Origin of the sequence: Streptomyces sp. CB01249 (genome assembly GCF_001905735.1) — a bacterium.
Taxonomy (GTDB): Bacteria; Actinomycetota; Actinomycetes; order Streptomycetales; family Streptomycetaceae; genus Streptomyces.
The window spans coordinates 251949-266872 of sequence record NZ_LISW01000006.1 but is presented as its reverse complement, the minus strand read 5'-3'; the positions used below and the strand labels follow the sequence as shown (position 1 = coordinate 266872).

The window sequence follows — 14924 nt, the reverse complement described above, 5'->3', positions numbered from 1 at the left end:
ACTTTGTCTGGTGTTCCCGGAGCCAACCCGCTCCGTGACGCCCAGGACCGACGGCTCCCGCGCATCGCGGGGCCGTCGGGCCTGGTCATCTTTGGCGTCACGGGCGATTTGTCCCGTAAAAAGCTGATGCCCGCCGTCTACGACCTGGCCAACCGCGGCCTGTTGCCGCCGGGCTTCTCACTCATCGGTTTCGCGCGCCGCGACTGGGAGGACGAGGACTTCGCCCAGGTCGTCCACGACGCCGTCAAGGAGCATTCCCGTACGCCCTTCCGCGAAGAGGTCTGGCAGCAGCTCAGCCAGGGCATGCGCTTCGTGCAGGGCAACTTCGACGACGACGTGGCCTTCGAGACCCTCAGGGCCACGATCGAGGAGCTGGACAAGGCGCAGGGCACGGGCGGCAACTTCGCCTTCTACCTGTCCGTCCCGCCGAAGTTCTTCCCCAAGGTCGTCCAGCAGCTCAAGAAGCACGGGCTGGCCGACCAGAAGGAAGGCAGCTGGCGGCGCGCCGTCATCGAGAAGCCGTTCGGCCACGACCTGAAGAGCGCGCAGGAGCTCAACCAGATCGTGCACGACGTCTTCCCGCCGAACGAGGTCTTCCGGATCGACCACTACCTCGGCAAGGAGACCGTCCAGAACATCCTGGCGCTGCGCTTCGCCAACACGATGTTCGAGCCGATCTGGAACCGCAGTTACGTCGACCACGTGCAGATCACGATGGCCGAGGACATCGGCATCGGCGGCCGGGCCGGCTACTACGACGGCATCGGCGCCGCCCGCGACGTCATCCAGAACCACCTGCTCCAGCTGCTCGCGCTGACCGCGATGGAGGAGCCCGGCTCCTTCCACCCGAAGGCCCTGGTCGCCGAGAAGCTCAAGGTGCTCACGGCGGTGGAGCTGCCCGAGGACCTGGGCAAGCACACCGTGCGCGGTCAGTACACGCACGCCTGGCAGGGCGGCGAGGAGGCCGTCGGCTATCTGGAGGAGGACGGCATCGACCCCAAGTCGAAGACCGACACCTTCGCCGCGATCAAGCTGACGATCAACAACCGCCGCTGGGCGGGCGTCCCCTTCTACCTGCGCACCGGCAAGCGGCTCGGCCGCCGGGTCACGGAGATCGCGGTCGTCTTCAAGCGCGCCCCGTACCTGCCGTTCGAGTCCGGCGCCACCGAGGAGCTGGGCGGCAACGCCCTGGTCATCCGGGTGCAGCCGGACGAGGGCGTCACGGTGCGGTTCGGCTCCAAGGTGCCCGGCACCTCGATGGAGGTCCGGGACGTCACGATGGACTTCGCGTACGGCGAGTCCTTCACGGAGTCCAGCCCGGAGGCGTACGAGCGGCTCATCCTCGATGTCCTGCTCGGCGACGCCAACCTCTTCCCCCGCCACCAGGAGGTCGAGCTCTCCTGGAACATCCTCGACCCGATCGAGGAGTACTGGGACAAGCACGGCAAGCCCGCCCAGTACCCGGCCGGCACCTGGGGTCCGGCCGAGGCGGACGAGATGCTCGCACGCGACGGACGGAGCTGGCGCCGGCCATGAAGATCGATCTCACGGAAACCACGTCCAGCAAGATCAACCAGGCGCTCATCTCGGCCCGGCGCGCGGTCGGCGCCCCGGCGATCGGGATGGTCCTCACCCTCGTCATCGTCACCGACGAGGAGAACGCCTACGACGCGCTGAAGGCGGCCAGCGACTCCTCGCGGGAGCACCCCTCGCGGATCATCGCGGTCATCAAGCGGCTCAGCCGTTCGCCGCGCACCCGCCGCGACGCACGGCTCGACGCCGAGATCCGGGTCGGTTCCGACTCGGGCTCCGGCGAGACCGTGGTGCTCCGGCTCCACGGCGAGCTGGCCAACCACGCCCAGTCGGTCGTCCTGCCGCTGCTGCTGCCGGACGCCCCGGTGGTGGCGTGGTGGCCGCAGGACTCCCCCGCCGACCCGGCGAAGGACGCCCTCGGCGCGCTGGCCCAGCGCCGGATCACCGACACCTACTCGGCCGAGCACCCGCTGGACGAGCTGGGGGTGCGCGCCGACACGTACCGGCCCGGTGACACGGACCTGGCGTGGACGCGCATCACGCCGTGGCGTTCGATGCTGGCCGCCGCGCTCGACCAGCAGCCGGCGGAGGTCGTCTCGGCCACGGTCGAGGGCGAGTCGGACAACCCGAGCTGCGAGCTCCTCGCCATGTGGCTCGCGGACCGGCTCGGCGTGCCGGTGGAGCGCACCACGTCCGGCGGCCCCGGTCTGACGGCCGTCCGGATGGTCACCAAGAACGGCGACATCGTCCTGGACCGGGCCGACGGCTCGCTCGCCACGCTGTGCATGGCGGGCCAGCCGGACCGCGCGGTGGCGCTCAAGCGCCGCGAGACGGCGGAGCTCCTCGCGGAGGAGCTGCGGCGGCTCGACCCGGACAACATCTACGAGTCGACCGTGAAGTTCGGCGTGGACCGGCTGGAGAAGGCAGGTCCGGGCCAGTCGGCCAAGGCCCCCGCTCCGGCCTCCGACAAGGCCCCCGCCGCGAAGAAGGCCGCCCCGGCCAAGAAGGCGGCGGCGAAGTGACCGGAGTCCCGCAGCTCGTCGTGCACCGCGACAAGGAGCTGATGGCGCAGGCCGCCGCGGCCCGGCTGATCACGAAGATCGTGGACGCCCAGGCCGCGCGCGGCGACGCCTCGGTGGTGCTCACCGGCGGGCGCAACGGCAACGGCCTGCTGGCCGCGCTCGCCGCCGCGCCCGCCCGGGACGCGGTCGACTGGTCGCGGCTCGACCTGTGGTGGGGCGACGAGCGGTTCCTGCCGGAGGGCGACCCGGAGCGCAATGTCACGCAGGCCCGCGAGGCCCTGCTGGACGCCGTGCCCCTGGACCCCTCGCGGGTGCACGTGATGCCGGCCTCGGACGGCCCCTACGGCCCGGACGCCGACGCCGCGGCCGCCGGGTACGCGGCCGAACTGGCGGCGGCCTCGGCGCCGCAGGACCACGGCCCGGTGCCGGAGTTCGACGTGCTGATGCTGGGCGTCGGCCCGGACACGCACGTCGCCTCGCTCTTCCCGGAACTGCCCGGGGTGCGGGAGACCGAGCGCACCGTCGTCGGTGTGCACGGTGCGCCCAAGCCGCCGCCGGTCCGGGTCTCGCTGACGCTGCCCGCCATCCGGGCGGCGCGCGAGGTGTGGCTGCTGGCCGCGGGCGAGGACAAGGCGGAGGCGGTCGCCATCGCCCTGTCCGGGGCCGGCGAGATCCAGGCACCGGCGGCCGGTGCGTACGGCCGCGCCCGCACGCTGTGGCTGCTCGACGCGGCGGCGGCCTCCCGCCTCCCCCACGCCCTGTATCCGCCGGCTTCCGCCTGACCGGCCGTCAGCGGGGGTGCCCACGGGCCCGGTCCGTCCTTCGGGGCGGGCCGGGCCCGGCGCGTTTCCGGGGGCGATACGTGAAAGGCTCGGCCCCATGCGTATCGGAACCGTGGTGATGGGCGCGTCGGACGTGGCGCGGGCGGCGGCCTTCTGGAAGGCGGCCCTGGGCTACGTGGAGCGGGAACCGGCCACGGAGGACTGGGTGGTCCTGGTCCCCGCCGAGGGGCCGGGCGTCGGGCTCTCGCTGGGCCGCAGCGACTCCCCGGTGCAGGAGGTGCCCCGGGTCCACCTCGACCTGTACACGGAGGAGCAGGACGCCGAGGTGGCCCGGCTGCTCGCGCTGGGCGCGGCGGAGACCGACTGGGAGCTGTATCCGGAGGACCCGGACTTCGTGGTGCTGGCGGACCCGGAGGGCAATCGCTTCTGCGTCATCGACACGACGCACGGCTGAGGGGCCCCACCGGCACGGCGGGGCCCCTCAGCGGGGGCTCAGCGCCCGCGCAGCTCGCGGTAGGTCGAGACGAGCGCGGCGGTCGAGCTGTCCAGCTGCTCGCCGCCCTTGCCCTCGGTCAGGACGGGCTCGATCTTCTTGGCGAGGACCTTGCCGAGCTCGACGCCCCACTGGTCGAAGGAGTCGATGTTCCAGATGGCGCCCTGGACGAAGACCTTGTGCTCGTACAGGGCGATCAGCTGGCCGAGCACGGACGGGGTGAGCCGGTCGGCGAGGATCGTCGTCGTGGGGTGGTTGCCCCGGAACGTCTTGTGCGCCACCAGCTCCTCGGGGACGCCCTCGGCGCGGACCTCGTCCGGCGTCTTGCCGAAGGCGAGGGCCTGGGTCTGGGCGAAGAAGTTGGCCATCAGCAGGTCGTGCTGGGCGACCAGCCCGGGCAGCAGGTCCTCGACCGGCTGCGCGAAGCCGATGAAGTCGGCCGGGATCACCTTCGTACCCTGGTGGATCAGCTGGTAGTAGGCGTGCTGGCCGTTGGTGCCGGGGGTGCCCCAGACGACCGGTCCGGTCTGCCAGTCGACGGGGTTGCCGTCGCGGTCCACGGACTTGCCGTTGGACTCCATGTCCAGCTGCTGGAGGTACGCGGTGAACTTCGACAGGTAGTGGCTGTAGGGCAGCACCGCGTGCGACTGGGCGTCGAAGAACGCGCCGTACCAGACGCCCAGCAGGCCGAGCAGCAGCGGGGCGTTCTCCTCGGCCGGGGCGGTGCGGAAGTGCTCGTCCACGAGGTGGAAGCCGTCGAGCATCTCGCGGAAGCGGTCCGGGCCGATGGCGATCATCAGCGAGAGGCCGATGGCGGAGTCGTACGAGTAGCGGCCGCCGACCCAGTCCCAGAACTCGAACATGTTGGCCGTGTCGATGCCGAAGTCCGACACCTTCTCCGCGTTGGTCGACAGCGCGACGAAGTGCTTGGCGACGGCGTCCTGACCGGCCCTCAGGCCGGTGAGCAGCCAGTTGCGGGCGGAGGTGGCGTTGGTGATCGTCTCGATGGTGGTGAAGGTCTTCGAGGCGATGATGAACAGCGTCTCGGCCGGGTCGAGGTCGCGGACGGCCTCGTGCAGGTCGGCGCCGTCCACGTTGGAGACGAAGCGGAAGGTGAGCGAGCGGTCCGTGAAGGAGCGCAGCACCTCGTACGCCATGGCGGGGCCCAGGTCCGAGCCGCCGATGCCGATGTTGACGATGTTCTTGATGGGCTTGCCGGTGTGACCGGTCCACTCCCCCGACCTGACCCGGTCGGAGAACGCCGCCATCTTGTCGAGCACCGCGTGCACCGCCGGCACCACGTTCTCGCCGTCGACCTCGATGACGGCCTCGCGCGGGGCGCGCAGCGCGGTGTGCAGGACCGCCCGGTCCTCGGTGGTGTTGATCTTGTCGCCGCGGAACATCGCGTCCCGCAGCCCGAACACGTCGGTGGCCGCGGCGAGTTCGCGCAGGAGGGTCAGCGTCTCGTCGGTGACGAGGTGCTTGGAGTAGTCGAGGTGCAGGTCGCCGACCCGCAGGGTGTACCCGGTGCCGCGCTCCGGGTCGTCCGCGAACAACTCGCGCAGACCGGTCGGCCCGAGCTGCTCACGGTGCTTCCCCAGCGCCGCCCATTCCGGCGTCTGGTTGAGCCTGGTACGGCTAGTTGCGTTCATCCCGGACATCAGCCCACTTCTCTCGTCACCGCAGTTCCCCGCTGCCCCTCCAACCTAATTGATCAGGCGGCCGGACGTGACGGCGGCAGGCTGCGGCACGACGGAAGCATTCCGGCCGGGCACCCAGGGGGTGTCCGGCCGGTGAACGTCTTCAGATCTCGCCGCGGAGCTTCGCCAGGGCCTCGGCGAGGATGGCCTCGCCGTCCGCGTCGCTGCGGCGCTCCCGCACGTACGCGAGGTGCGTCTTGTACGGTTCGGTGCGCGGCGGGTCGGGCGGGCTCTCCGGGTCCTGGCCGGCCGGGAAACCGCACCGCGGGCAGTCCCAGGTGTCCGGTACCTGCGCGTCATGGGCGAAGCTGGGCTGCGTCTCGTGCCCGTTCGAGCACCAGAAGGAGATGCGGAGCCGTGGCGCGGACTCGCCGCGCTCGGCCTCCCCCATCGGCCCCGCCCCGACCCGGCTTCCCCGGATCGCGTTGCCACTTGCCACGGTCGTAACTCCCTGCGTGATGGTGCTCGAAGGTGCCCCAGTCTACGTAAGGCCCAACGCGCGTCCAGTGAAAGGAGTTACACCGTCACCGGGAAGCGCGCACGACGGGTCAGTTGTCCAGCTTGATGAGCAGACCAAGCACCACGATGCACGCGAACCAGCCCAGACCGACCACGACGGTGATGCGGTCGAGGTTGCGCTCGGCGACCGAGGAGCCGCCGACGGAGGACTGCATGCCGCCACCGAACATGTCGGAGAGACCGCCGCCCTTGCCCTTGTGCATGAGCACCAGCAGCATCAGCAGCAGGCTGAAGACGATCAGGGCGATCTCGAACCCCAGAATCACGGCTGGTCCCTACTTTCCGGAAATACCGACTGCTAGTGCGAACTACGGGGGCCGGGAGGTCGCCCTCCCCGGCCCCCGCAAGGGTACGACGGATCCGCGCTACCGCATACTCACTGGTCGCGGAAGCGGACGATCTTGACGAACTCGTCCGCGTCGAGCGCCGCGCCGCCGATCAGGGCGCCGTCGACGTCGGGCTGGGCCATGATCGCGGCCACGTTGCCGGACTTCACCGAGCCGCCGTACTGGATGCGGACCGCGTCGGCCAGCTCCTGCGAGTACAGCTCGGCGAGGCGGACGCGGATCGCACCGCAGACCTCCTGCGCGTCCTCCGGGGTGGCGACCTCGCCGGTGCCGATGGCCCAGACCGGCTCGTAGGCGATCACGATGGACTCGGCCTGCTCGGCCGGGATGTCCTTCAGGCCGCCGTCGAGCTGCGCGAGGGTGTACGCGACCTGGTCGCCGGCCTTGCGGACGTCCAGGCCCTCGCCGACGCAGAGGATCGGGGTCAGGCCGTGCTTGTACGCGGCCTTCACCTTGGCGTTGCAGACCTCGTCGGTCTCCGCGTGGTACTGGCGGCGCTCGCTGTGGCCGACGGCGACGAAGGTGCACTTCAGCTTGGCGAGCATGGGGCCGGAGATCTCACCGGTGTACGCGCCGGAGTCCTGCGCCGAGATGTCCTGGGCGCCGTACTTGATCTTCAGCTTGTCGCCGTCGACCAGCGTCTGCACGGAGCGCAGGTCGGTGAAGGGCGGCAGGACGGCGACCTCTACGGCGTCGTAGTCCTTGTCGGCCAGGGCGAAGGCGAGCTTCTGGACGTGGGCGATGGCCTCGAGGTGGTTGAGGTTCATCTTCCAGTTGCCCGCCATCAGCGGGGTGCGGGTGGTCATGAAAGGTCAGTCCTCCAGAGCGGCGAGGCCGGGAAGCGTCTTGCCCTCGAGGTATTCGAGGCTGGCGCCGCCACCGGTCGAGATGTGTCCGAACGCGTTCTCGTCGAAGCCCAGGATGCGGACCGCGGCGGCGGAGTCGCCACCGCCGACCACGCTGAAGCCCGAGGAGTCGACGAGGGCCTGGGCGACGGCCCGGGTGCCCTCGGCGAAGTCGGGGTGCTCGAAGACGCCCATCGGACCGTTCCAGAAGACGGTGGCCGCGTCGGCGAGCTTCGATGCGTAGAGCTTGTTGGTCTCGGGACCGTTGTCCAGGCCCATCTGTCCGGCCGGCATGGCGTCGGCGGCAACGGTCTCCGGGTGGGCCGGGGCCTTGGTCTTCAGGTCCGGGAAGGCGGGCGCGACGACGACGTCGACGGGGAGCACGAACTCCACGCCCTTCGCCTCGGCCCGCCGCAGGTACTCCTGGACCGCCGGGATCTGGTCCTCCTGGAGCAGCGAGCTGCCGACCTCGTGGCCCTGGGCCTTGAGGAAGGTGTACGCCATGCCGCCGCCGATGAGGATGCGGTCGGCGCGCTCGAGGAGGTGGTCGATGACGCCGAGCTTGTCGGAGACCTTGGCGCCGCCGAGCACGACGGCGTAGGGCCGCTGCACGTCCTCGGTGAGCTTCTTCAGGACGCCGACCTCGGTGGCGATGAGGTCGCCGGCCGCGTGCGGGAGGCGGGCCGGGAGGTCGAAGACCGAGGCGTGCTTGCGGTGGACCGCGCCGAAGCCGTCGCCCACGTACAGGTCGGCCAGCTCGGCGAGCTGGTCCGCGAAGGCGCCGCGCTCGGCGTCGTCCTTGGAGGTCTCGCCGGGGTTGAAGCGGAGGTTCTCGATGACCGCGACCTGGCCGTCGGTCAGCGCGGCGACGGTGGCGCGGGCGGACTCGCCGACCGTGTCGGTCGCGAACGCGACGTCGGCGCCGAGCAGTTCGCCGAGCCGGGTGGCGGCGGGGGCCAGCGAGAACGCCGGGTCCGGGGCGCCCTTGGGGCGGCCCAGGTGCGAGGCGACGACGACCCGGGCGCCGGCCTCGGCCAGCTTGCGGACGGTCGGGGTGACGGCGCGGATGCGGCCGTCATCGGTGATGGTGGTGCCGCTCAGCGGCACGTTGAGGTCGGCGCGGACGAATACCCGCTTGCCGGCGACCCCTTCGGCGAGAAGTGCGTCGATCGTCTTCATCTGTCTGGACTCCTTGGAGGACGAGTGAGCATGCGAGGGGGCTCGAACAGCGCAGCGTCGCGCTGTTCGAGCCCCGTGCTCACATCGAGATGCCTGCCGGTGCGGCGGTGCTCAGAGCTGGCCGCCGACGAAGACGGTGAGGTCCACGAGACGGTTGGAGTAGCCCCACTCGTTGTCGTACCAGCCGAGGATCTTCACCGTGTTGCCCTCCTGGACCATCGTCAGGGAGGAGTCGAAGGTGCAGGACGCCGGGTCGCTGACGATGTCCGAGGACACGATCGGGTCCTCGGTGTAGTACAGGATGCCCTTCAGGTCGCCGTCGTCGGCGGCCTTCTTGAACGCGGCGTTGACCTCGTCCTTGGTGACCTCGCGCTGGAGGGTCACGACCAGGTCGGTGGCCGAGCCGGTCGGGACCGGGACGCGCATCGCGATGCCGTCGAGCTTGCCCTTGAGCTGCGGCAGGACCAGGGCGGTCGCCTTGGCGGCACCCGTCGTGGTCGGGATGATGTTCTCGGCGGCGGCGCGGGCGCGGCGCAGGTCCGAGTGCGGGAAGTCCAGGATGCGCTGGTCGTTGGTGTACGCGTGGACCGTCGTCATGAGGCCCTTGACGATGCCGAAGTTCTCGTCCAGAACCTTGGCCATCGGGGCGACACAGTTGGTCGTGCAGGACGCGTTGGAGATGACGTGGTGGTTGGCCGCGTCGTACTTGTCCTGGTTGACGCCCATCACGATGGTGATGTCCTCGTCCTTGGCCGGAGCCGAGATGAGGACCTTCTTCGCGCCACCGGCGATGTGCTTCGCGGCGTCGGCCTTCTTGGTGAAGATGCCGGTCGACTCGATGACGATGTCGACGCCCAGCTCACCCCAGGGGATGTCGGCCGGGTTGCGCTCCGAGAGCACCTTGATGGTGTGGCCGTCGACGGTGATGGTGTCGGCGGTGTGGCTGACCTCTGCCTTGAGACGACCCAGGATGGTGTCGTACTTCAGCAGGTGGGCCGTGGTCGCGGTGTCACCCAGGTCGTTGACAGCCACGATCTCGATGTCCGCACCCTGCTCCAGCAGCGCGCGGAAGTAGTTACGACCGATGCGGCCAAAGCCGTTGATGCCTACGCGGATCGTCACGAACCGATCTCCTCGTTAGGTACGCCGGTTTTCGACGCCGGCGAGTTGTATGGGATGTCCCCGACCGCCTCCGACCCTACCTCTCCGGAGCCGCCGGGGTGACATCGAGCGGTGCCGTAAGAACGCGGGAAGCCCGTACTCCCCAGTAGGAATACGGGCCTCCGGGCGCCGTACGGCACCCTCTGCGGCGATTACGCAGCGTCAACGGCCGCGAGTCGGCGGGCCGTTCCCCTCGCGGGGCGCGTACCGCCGGTACGGCTCAGCCGACCAGACCGTCGGCCAGCTCTTCGCTGAGAGTGGATTCCGTGCCGGGGATGCCCAGGTCCTGGGCCCGCTTGTCGGCCATCGCGAGGAGCCGGCGGATGCGGCCCGCGACCGCGTCCTTGGTCAGCGGCGGGTCGGCGAGGGCGCCCAGCTCCTCCAGCGACGCCTGCTTGTGCTCCATGCGCAGCCGCCCGGCGGCCGCCAGGTGCTCCGGGACCTCCTCGCCCAGGATCTCCAGGGCGCGGCCGACCCGGGCGCCCGCGGCGACCGCGGCCCGGGCGGAGCGGCGCAGGTTCGCGTCGTCGAAGTTGGCGAGGCGGTTCGCCGTGGCCCGGACCTCGCGGCGCATCCGGCGCTCCTCCCAGGCCAGCACCGACTCATGGGCGCCGAGCCGGGTGAGCAGGGCGCCGATCGCGTCGCCGTCGCGGACGACGACCCGGTCGACCCCGCGCACCTCGCGGGCCTTGGCCGCGATGGAGAGCCGGCGGGCGGCGCCGACCAGGGCGAGCGCGGCCTCCGGGCCGGGGCAGGTGACCTCCAGCGAGGAGGAGCGGCCGGGCTCGGTGAGCGAGCCGTGCGCCAGGAACGCCCCGCGCCAGGCGGCCTCGGCGTCGCAGGTGGCCCCCGAGACCACCTGCGGCGGGAGGCCGCGGATGGGGCGGCCCCGGCCGTCGACCAGGCCGGTCTGGCGCGCCAGCTGGTCGCCGCCCGCCACCACCCGTACGACGTAGCGCGAACCGCGCCGCAGCCCGCCGGGGGCCATCACGATGAGCTCCGAGCTGTGCCCGAAGATCTCCAGGATGTCCCGCTTGAGCCGGCGCGCCGCCATCGCGGTGTCCAGCTCCGCCTCGATCACGATCCGGCCGCTCACCAGGTGGAGCCCGCCCGCGAACCGGAGAATCGCCGAGACCTCTGCCTTCCTGCAGCAGGTCCGGGTCACGGGAAGCCGGGAGACTTCGTCCTTCACCGCCGGCGTCATCGCCATGGGCCGATCCTTCCATGCATCCGAAAAATACGGTCGTACGCGGCGGCCAACAGCTCCGGATCATGGATCGGAACGCCGTCGGGTGAGGCCACGGGCGCCAGCTCGACCGCGGCGCCGAGCCGTTTGGCTGCGTCGGCGAGGGAATCGCGGTCGGGCACGGCGGCCTCGTCGGCCAGCACCACGTCCAGGGCGAGTTTAGGGGCGTGTCGTCCCAAAACCTCCAAATGACGCTGCGGTGAGAAGCCATCTGTTTCACCGGGTTGCGGTGCGAGATTCAACGAAAGGACCTTGCGGGCCTTCGTCTCGATCAGCGCGTCCAGCAGTTCGGGGACGAGCAGGTGCGGGATGACAGAGGAGAACCAGGAGCCAGGGCCGAGGACCACCCAGTCCGCGTCCCGGACGGCGGCGACCGCCTCGGGGACGGCCGGCGGGTCGGCCGGGACCAGGTGCACGGACTGCACCTCGCCCGGGGTGAGGGCCACGGTGGCCTGGCCGCGCACGGTGTCCACGTCCTCCGGGCGGTCCGGGTCGTGGCCCTTGACGAGAGCCTGGAGCTCCAGCGGCACGGCGGACATGGGCAGCACCCGGCCGTGCGCGCCGAGCAGCTTGCCGACCAGGTCCAGGGCCTGGACGTGGTCGCCCAGCTGCTCCCAGAGGGCGACGATCAGCAGATTGCCGACCGCGTGCTCGTGCAGGTCGCCCTTGGACTGGAAGCGGTGCTGGATGACCTGGGCCCAGGTCTGGCCCCACTCGTCGTCGCCGCACAGGGCGGCCAGCGCCTTGCGCAGGTCACCCGGGGGCAGGACGCCCAGCTCCTCACGCAGCCGTCCGCTGGAGCCGCCGTCGTCGGCGACGGTGACCACGGCGGTCAGATCGCCGGTGATCCGGCGCAGCGCGGTGAGGGAGGCCGACAGGCCCATGCCGCCGCCGAGGGCGACGACCTTGGGCTGGGCGCCGCGCTTGCGCACGGAGAGCGCGGGCGCGGCGCCCCGCAGCCGGCGCAGGCGCAGATTGCGACTGGTCACTCGCGCCCCATGTCCCTGTGTACGAGCACGGTCTCGATCCCCTCCGTGGCGAGCCGGGCCGCCAGCTTCTCGGACATGGCCACCGAGCGGTGCTTGCCGCCCGTGCAGCCCACCGCGATGGTCACATAGCGCTTGCCCTCGCGGCGGTAGCCCGCGGCGACGAGCTGGAGCAGTTCGGTGTACTGGTTGAGGAACTCCTTGGCGCCGGGCTGGTCGAAGACGTACGCCGACACCTCCTCGTTCAGCCCGGTGAAGGGGCGCAGCTCCGGGACCCAGTGCGGGTTCGGCAGGAAGCGGCAGTCGACCACCAGGTCGGCGTCGACCGGCAGGCCGTACTTGAAGCCGAAGGACATCACCGTGGCGCGCAGCTCCGGCTCCTCGTCGCCGGCGAACTGGGCGTCCATCTTGGCGCGCAGCTCGTGGACGTTGAGGCTGGAGGTGTCGATCACCAGGTCGGCGTCGCCGCGCAGCTCGCGGAGCAGGTCGCGCTCGGCGGCGATGCCGTCCACGATGCGGCCGTCGCCCTGGAGCGGGTGGGGGCGGCGGACCGACTCGAAGCGGCGGACCAGCGCGTCGTCGGAGGACTCCAGGAAGACCACGCGGCGGGTGACGCCCTTGGCGTCCAGGTCGGCGAGGGATTCGCGCAGGTTGTCGAAGAAGCGGCGGCCCCGCACGTCGACCACGACGGCGATCCGGGCGACGTTGCCCTGGGAGCGGGCGCCGAGCTCCACCATGGTGGGGATCAGCGCGGGCGGCAGGTTGTCCACGACGAACCAGCCGAGGTCCTCCAGACACTTGGCCGCTGTGCTGCGCCCGGCGCCGGACATGCCGGAGATGATCACCAGCTCCGGGATGGCCGTCGCGGCGTCGCCCGTCTCGGTCGGGGTGCCCGTACTCACGTGTGCTGCTCCGTCTGCTCGGTCCGTGCGGTCGTGCCCGTGTTCATGTTCGTTCTCGGTCATGTCGTGCTGCCCCCGTCGTCCTCTTCCATGATCTCTCCTGTGGCCGTGTTCACGGCGGGTGCGGCCGGGGCGGCCGCCGCGAGGGCGACGGCCACGGACTCCGCTGTCCTGCGGCCTATCCCGGGAACCTCGCAGATCTCTTCGATTGTCGCCTGCCGCAGCTTCTTGACGGAGCCGAAATGCTTGATCAGGGCCTGTTTCCGGGTGTCTCCGAGGCCGGGGACGGCGTCCAGCGGGCTGGCGCGGATGCGCTTGGCCCGCTTGGCGCGCTGGTAGGTGATGGCGAAGCGGTGCGCCTCGTCGCGGACGCGCTGGAGGAGATACAGGCCCTCGCTGGAGCGGGGCAGGACCACCGGGTCGTCGTCATCGGGCAGCCAGACCTCTTCGAGGCGCTTGGCGAGGCCGCAGACCGCGATGTCGTCGATGCCGAGCTCGTCCAGGGCCCGCTTGGCGGCGGCGACCTGCGGCTGCCCGCCGTCCACGACGAGGAGCTGCGGCGGATACGCGAACCGCTTGGGGCGGCCGTCGTCCTCGCGGGACTCGTCGGCGGCCCGGGGGTCCTCGTGGCCCTCGCCCGGGACCGCCGGGACGGGGCCGGTGGGCGCCGGGGTCTCCTCCCACTCCCCCGTGCGCTCCTTCTCCTGGAGGTAGCGGCGGAAGCGGCGGCTGATCACCTCGTGCATCGAGCGGACGTCGTCCTGGCCCTCGAAGCCCTTGATCTGGAAGCGGCGGTACTCCCCCTTGCGGGCGAGGCCGTCCTCGAAGACCACCATGGACGCGACGACGTCGTCGCCCTGGAGGTGCGAGATGTCGAAGCACTCGATGCGCAGCGGGGCGGTGTCCAGGTCCAGGGCCCCGGCGATCTCCTCCAGGGCCCGGGAGCGGGTGGTGAGGTCGGAGGCGCGCTTGGTCTTGTGCAGTCCGAGCGCCTGCTGGGCGTTGCGCTGGACGGTGACCATCAGGTCCTTCTTGTCGCCGCGCTGCGGGATGCGCAGGCTGACCTGGGAGCCGCGCCGGTCTGCGAGCCACTGGGAGACCGCCTCGGGGTCCTCGGGCAGGGCCGGGACCAGGACCTCCTTGGGGACGGCGTCGCCGCTCTCCTCCCCGTACAGCTGCTGGAGGGCGTGCTCCACGAGGCCGGAGGTGTCGACGTTCTCCACCTTGTCGGTGACCCAGCCGCGCTGGCCGCGGACCCGGCCGCCGCGCACGTGGAAGATCTGGACGGCGGCCTCCAGCTCGTCCTCGGCGACCGCGATGAGGTCGGCGTCGGTGGCGTCGGCGAGGACGACGGCGCTCTTCTCCATCGCGCGCTTCAGTGCCTCGACGTCGTCGCGCAGCCGCGCGGCCCGCTCGTACTCCATCTCCTCGGCGGCCGCCATCATGTCCTTCTCCAGGCGGCGGATGTACGTGCCGGTGCGGCCGGCCATGAAGTCGCAGAAGTCGTCCGCCAGTTCGCGGTGCTCCTCGGGGGTGACGCGGCCGACGCAGGGGGCCGAGCACTTGCCGATGTAGCCGAGGAGGCAGGGGCGGCCGGTCCGCGCGGCGTTCTTGAAGACGCCGGCGGAGCAGGTGCGGACGGGGAAGACGCGGAGCATCAGGTCGACCGTCTCGCGGATCGCCCAGGCGTGCCCGTACGGACCGAAGTAGCGCACGCCCTTCTTCTTGGCGCCGCGCATCACCTGGACGCGGGGGAACTCCTCGTTGAGCGTGACCGCCAGGTAGGGATAGCTCTTGTCGTCGCGGTACTTGACGTTGAACCGGGGGTCGAACTCCTTGATCCAGGAGTACTCCAGCTGAAGCGCCTCGACCTCGGTGGAGACGACCGTCCACTCCACGGAGGCGGCCGTGGTCACCATCGTGCGCGTGCGCGGGTGGAGGCCGGAGAGGTCCTGGAAGTAGTTGGCCAGGCGCTGGCGCAGGCTTTTGGCCTTCCCGACGTAGATCACCCGGCGGTGTTCGTCGCGGAATTTGTAGACCCCCGGGGAGTCGGGGATCTGTCCCGGCTTGGGGCGGTAGCTGGAGGGGTCTGCCATGCTCCCCACCCTACTTGCGGGCGGTGACAGCGCGGGGTGCGCGGATGGCGCCGCGCTCCGGGGCAGGGGTGGGGAGCACCTGCCCCGGAGCGCGGGGTCGTGGGGCCGGGCGG

Annotated in this window: 14 protein-coding genes; 4 read left to right on the top strand and 10 right to left on the bottom strand. The window is 71.0% G+C overall.

Annotation, left to right across the window (positions count from 1 at the left end; translation table 11 throughout):
• Nucleotides 1–3: 3 nt before the first annotated feature.
• The 4 genes from zwf (at nucleotide 4) to AMK18_RS26030 (ending at nucleotide 3791) form a co-directional block, all read left to right on the top strand.
• On the top strand, nucleotides 4–1536 hold the full coding sequence (zwf, locus tag AMK18_RS26045; protein ID WP_018104613.1) for a glucose-6-phosphate dehydrogenase: 1533 nt from the start codon (nucleotides 4–6) through the stop codon (nucleotides 1534–1536).
• Entirely contained in the window at nucleotides 1533–2555 is a 1023-nt protein-coding gene (gene opcA, locus AMK18_RS26040; RefSeq protein WP_018104612.1) for a glucose-6-phosphate dehydrogenase assembly protein OpcA, read from the top strand. The genes zwf and opcA overlap by 4 nt, the downstream gene beginning before the upstream one ends.
• A complete protein-coding gene (gene pgl, locus AMK18_RS26035) occupies nucleotides 2552–3337 on the top strand; it encodes a 6-phosphogluconolactonase (RefSeq protein WP_073864699.1) in 786 nt (261 codons plus the stop codon). The genes opcA and pgl overlap by 4 nt, the downstream gene beginning before the upstream one ends.
• A 97-nt stretch (nucleotides 3338–3434) precedes the next feature.
• Nucleotides 3435–3791 carry a VOC family protein gene (locus AMK18_RS26030; RefSeq protein WP_073864698.1) on the top strand — a complete coding sequence of 119 codons (357 nt, stop codon included), beginning with the start codon at nucleotides 3435–3437 and terminating at the stop codon, nucleotides 3789–3791.
• Between the two features lie 38 nt (nucleotides 3792–3829).
• Here AMK18_RS26030 and pgi read toward each other — a convergent pair whose 3' ends face one another.
• The 10 genes from pgi to uvrC all read right to left on the bottom strand — a co-directional run bounded on the left by pgi (nucleotide 3830) and on the right by uvrC (nucleotide 14811).
• Entirely contained in the window at nucleotides 3830–5482 is a 1653-nt protein-coding gene (gene pgi, locus AMK18_RS26025; protein ID WP_073864791.1) for a glucose-6-phosphate isomerase, read from the bottom strand.
• A 151-nt stretch (nucleotides 5483–5633) separates the two neighbouring features.
• Entirely contained in the window at nucleotides 5634–5969 is a 336-nt protein-coding gene (locus tag AMK18_RS26020; protein WP_073864697.1) for an RNA polymerase-binding protein RbpA, read from the bottom strand.
• A gap of 109 nt (nucleotides 5970–6078) precedes the next feature.
• Nucleotides 6079–6315, bottom strand: coding sequence for a preprotein translocase subunit SecG (gene secG, locus AMK18_RS26015; RefSeq protein ID WP_018104607.1), 237 nt, complete (start codon nucleotides 6313–6315; stop codon nucleotides 6079–6081).
• A 110-nt stretch (nucleotides 6316–6425) separates the two neighbouring features.
• Nucleotides 6426–7202 carry a triose-phosphate isomerase gene (tpiA, locus tag AMK18_RS26010; RefSeq protein WP_073864696.1) on the bottom strand — a complete coding sequence of 259 codons (777 nt, stop codon included), beginning with the start codon at nucleotides 7200–7202 and terminating at the stop codon, nucleotides 6426–6428.
• Nucleotides 7203–7208: 6 nt separating this feature from the next.
• Entirely contained in the window at nucleotides 7209–8420 is a 1212-nt protein-coding gene (locus tag AMK18_RS26005; protein ID WP_073864695.1) for a phosphoglycerate kinase, read from the bottom strand.
• A 111-nt stretch (nucleotides 8421–8531) separates the two neighbouring features.
• Nucleotides 8532–9542 carry a type I glyceraldehyde-3-phosphate dehydrogenase gene (gene gap / locus AMK18_RS26000; RefSeq protein WP_018104604.1) on the bottom strand — a complete coding sequence of 337 codons (1011 nt, stop codon included), beginning with the start codon at nucleotides 9540–9542 and terminating at the stop codon, nucleotides 8532–8534.
• Between the two features lie 259 nt (nucleotides 9543–9801).
• Entirely contained in the window at nucleotides 9802–10791 is a 990-nt protein-coding gene (gene whiA / locus AMK18_RS25995) for a DNA-binding protein WhiA (RefSeq protein WP_018104603.1), read from the bottom strand.
• Complete coding sequence (locus AMK18_RS25990; protein ID WP_073864694.1) at nucleotides 10782–11816, bottom strand: gluconeogenesis factor YvcK family protein; 1035 nt, start codon at nucleotides 11814–11816, stop codon at nucleotides 10782–10784. Before AMK18_RS25990 ends, whiA begins: the two co-directional genes overlap by 10 nt.
• Entirely contained in the window at nucleotides 11813–12778 is a 966-nt protein-coding gene (gene rapZ / locus AMK18_RS25985) for an RNase adapter RapZ (protein ID WP_073864693.1), read from the bottom strand. The genes AMK18_RS25990 and rapZ overlap by 4 nt, the downstream gene beginning before the upstream one ends.
• Nucleotides 12775–14811: an excinuclease ABC subunit UvrC gene (uvrC, locus tag AMK18_RS25980; RefSeq protein ID WP_018104600.1), complete on the bottom strand. Its 2037-nt coding sequence runs from the start codon at nucleotides 14809–14811 to the stop codon at nucleotides 12775–12777. Before uvrC ends, rapZ begins: the two co-directional genes overlap by 4 nt.
• Nucleotides 14812–14924: the final 113 nt, after the last annotated feature.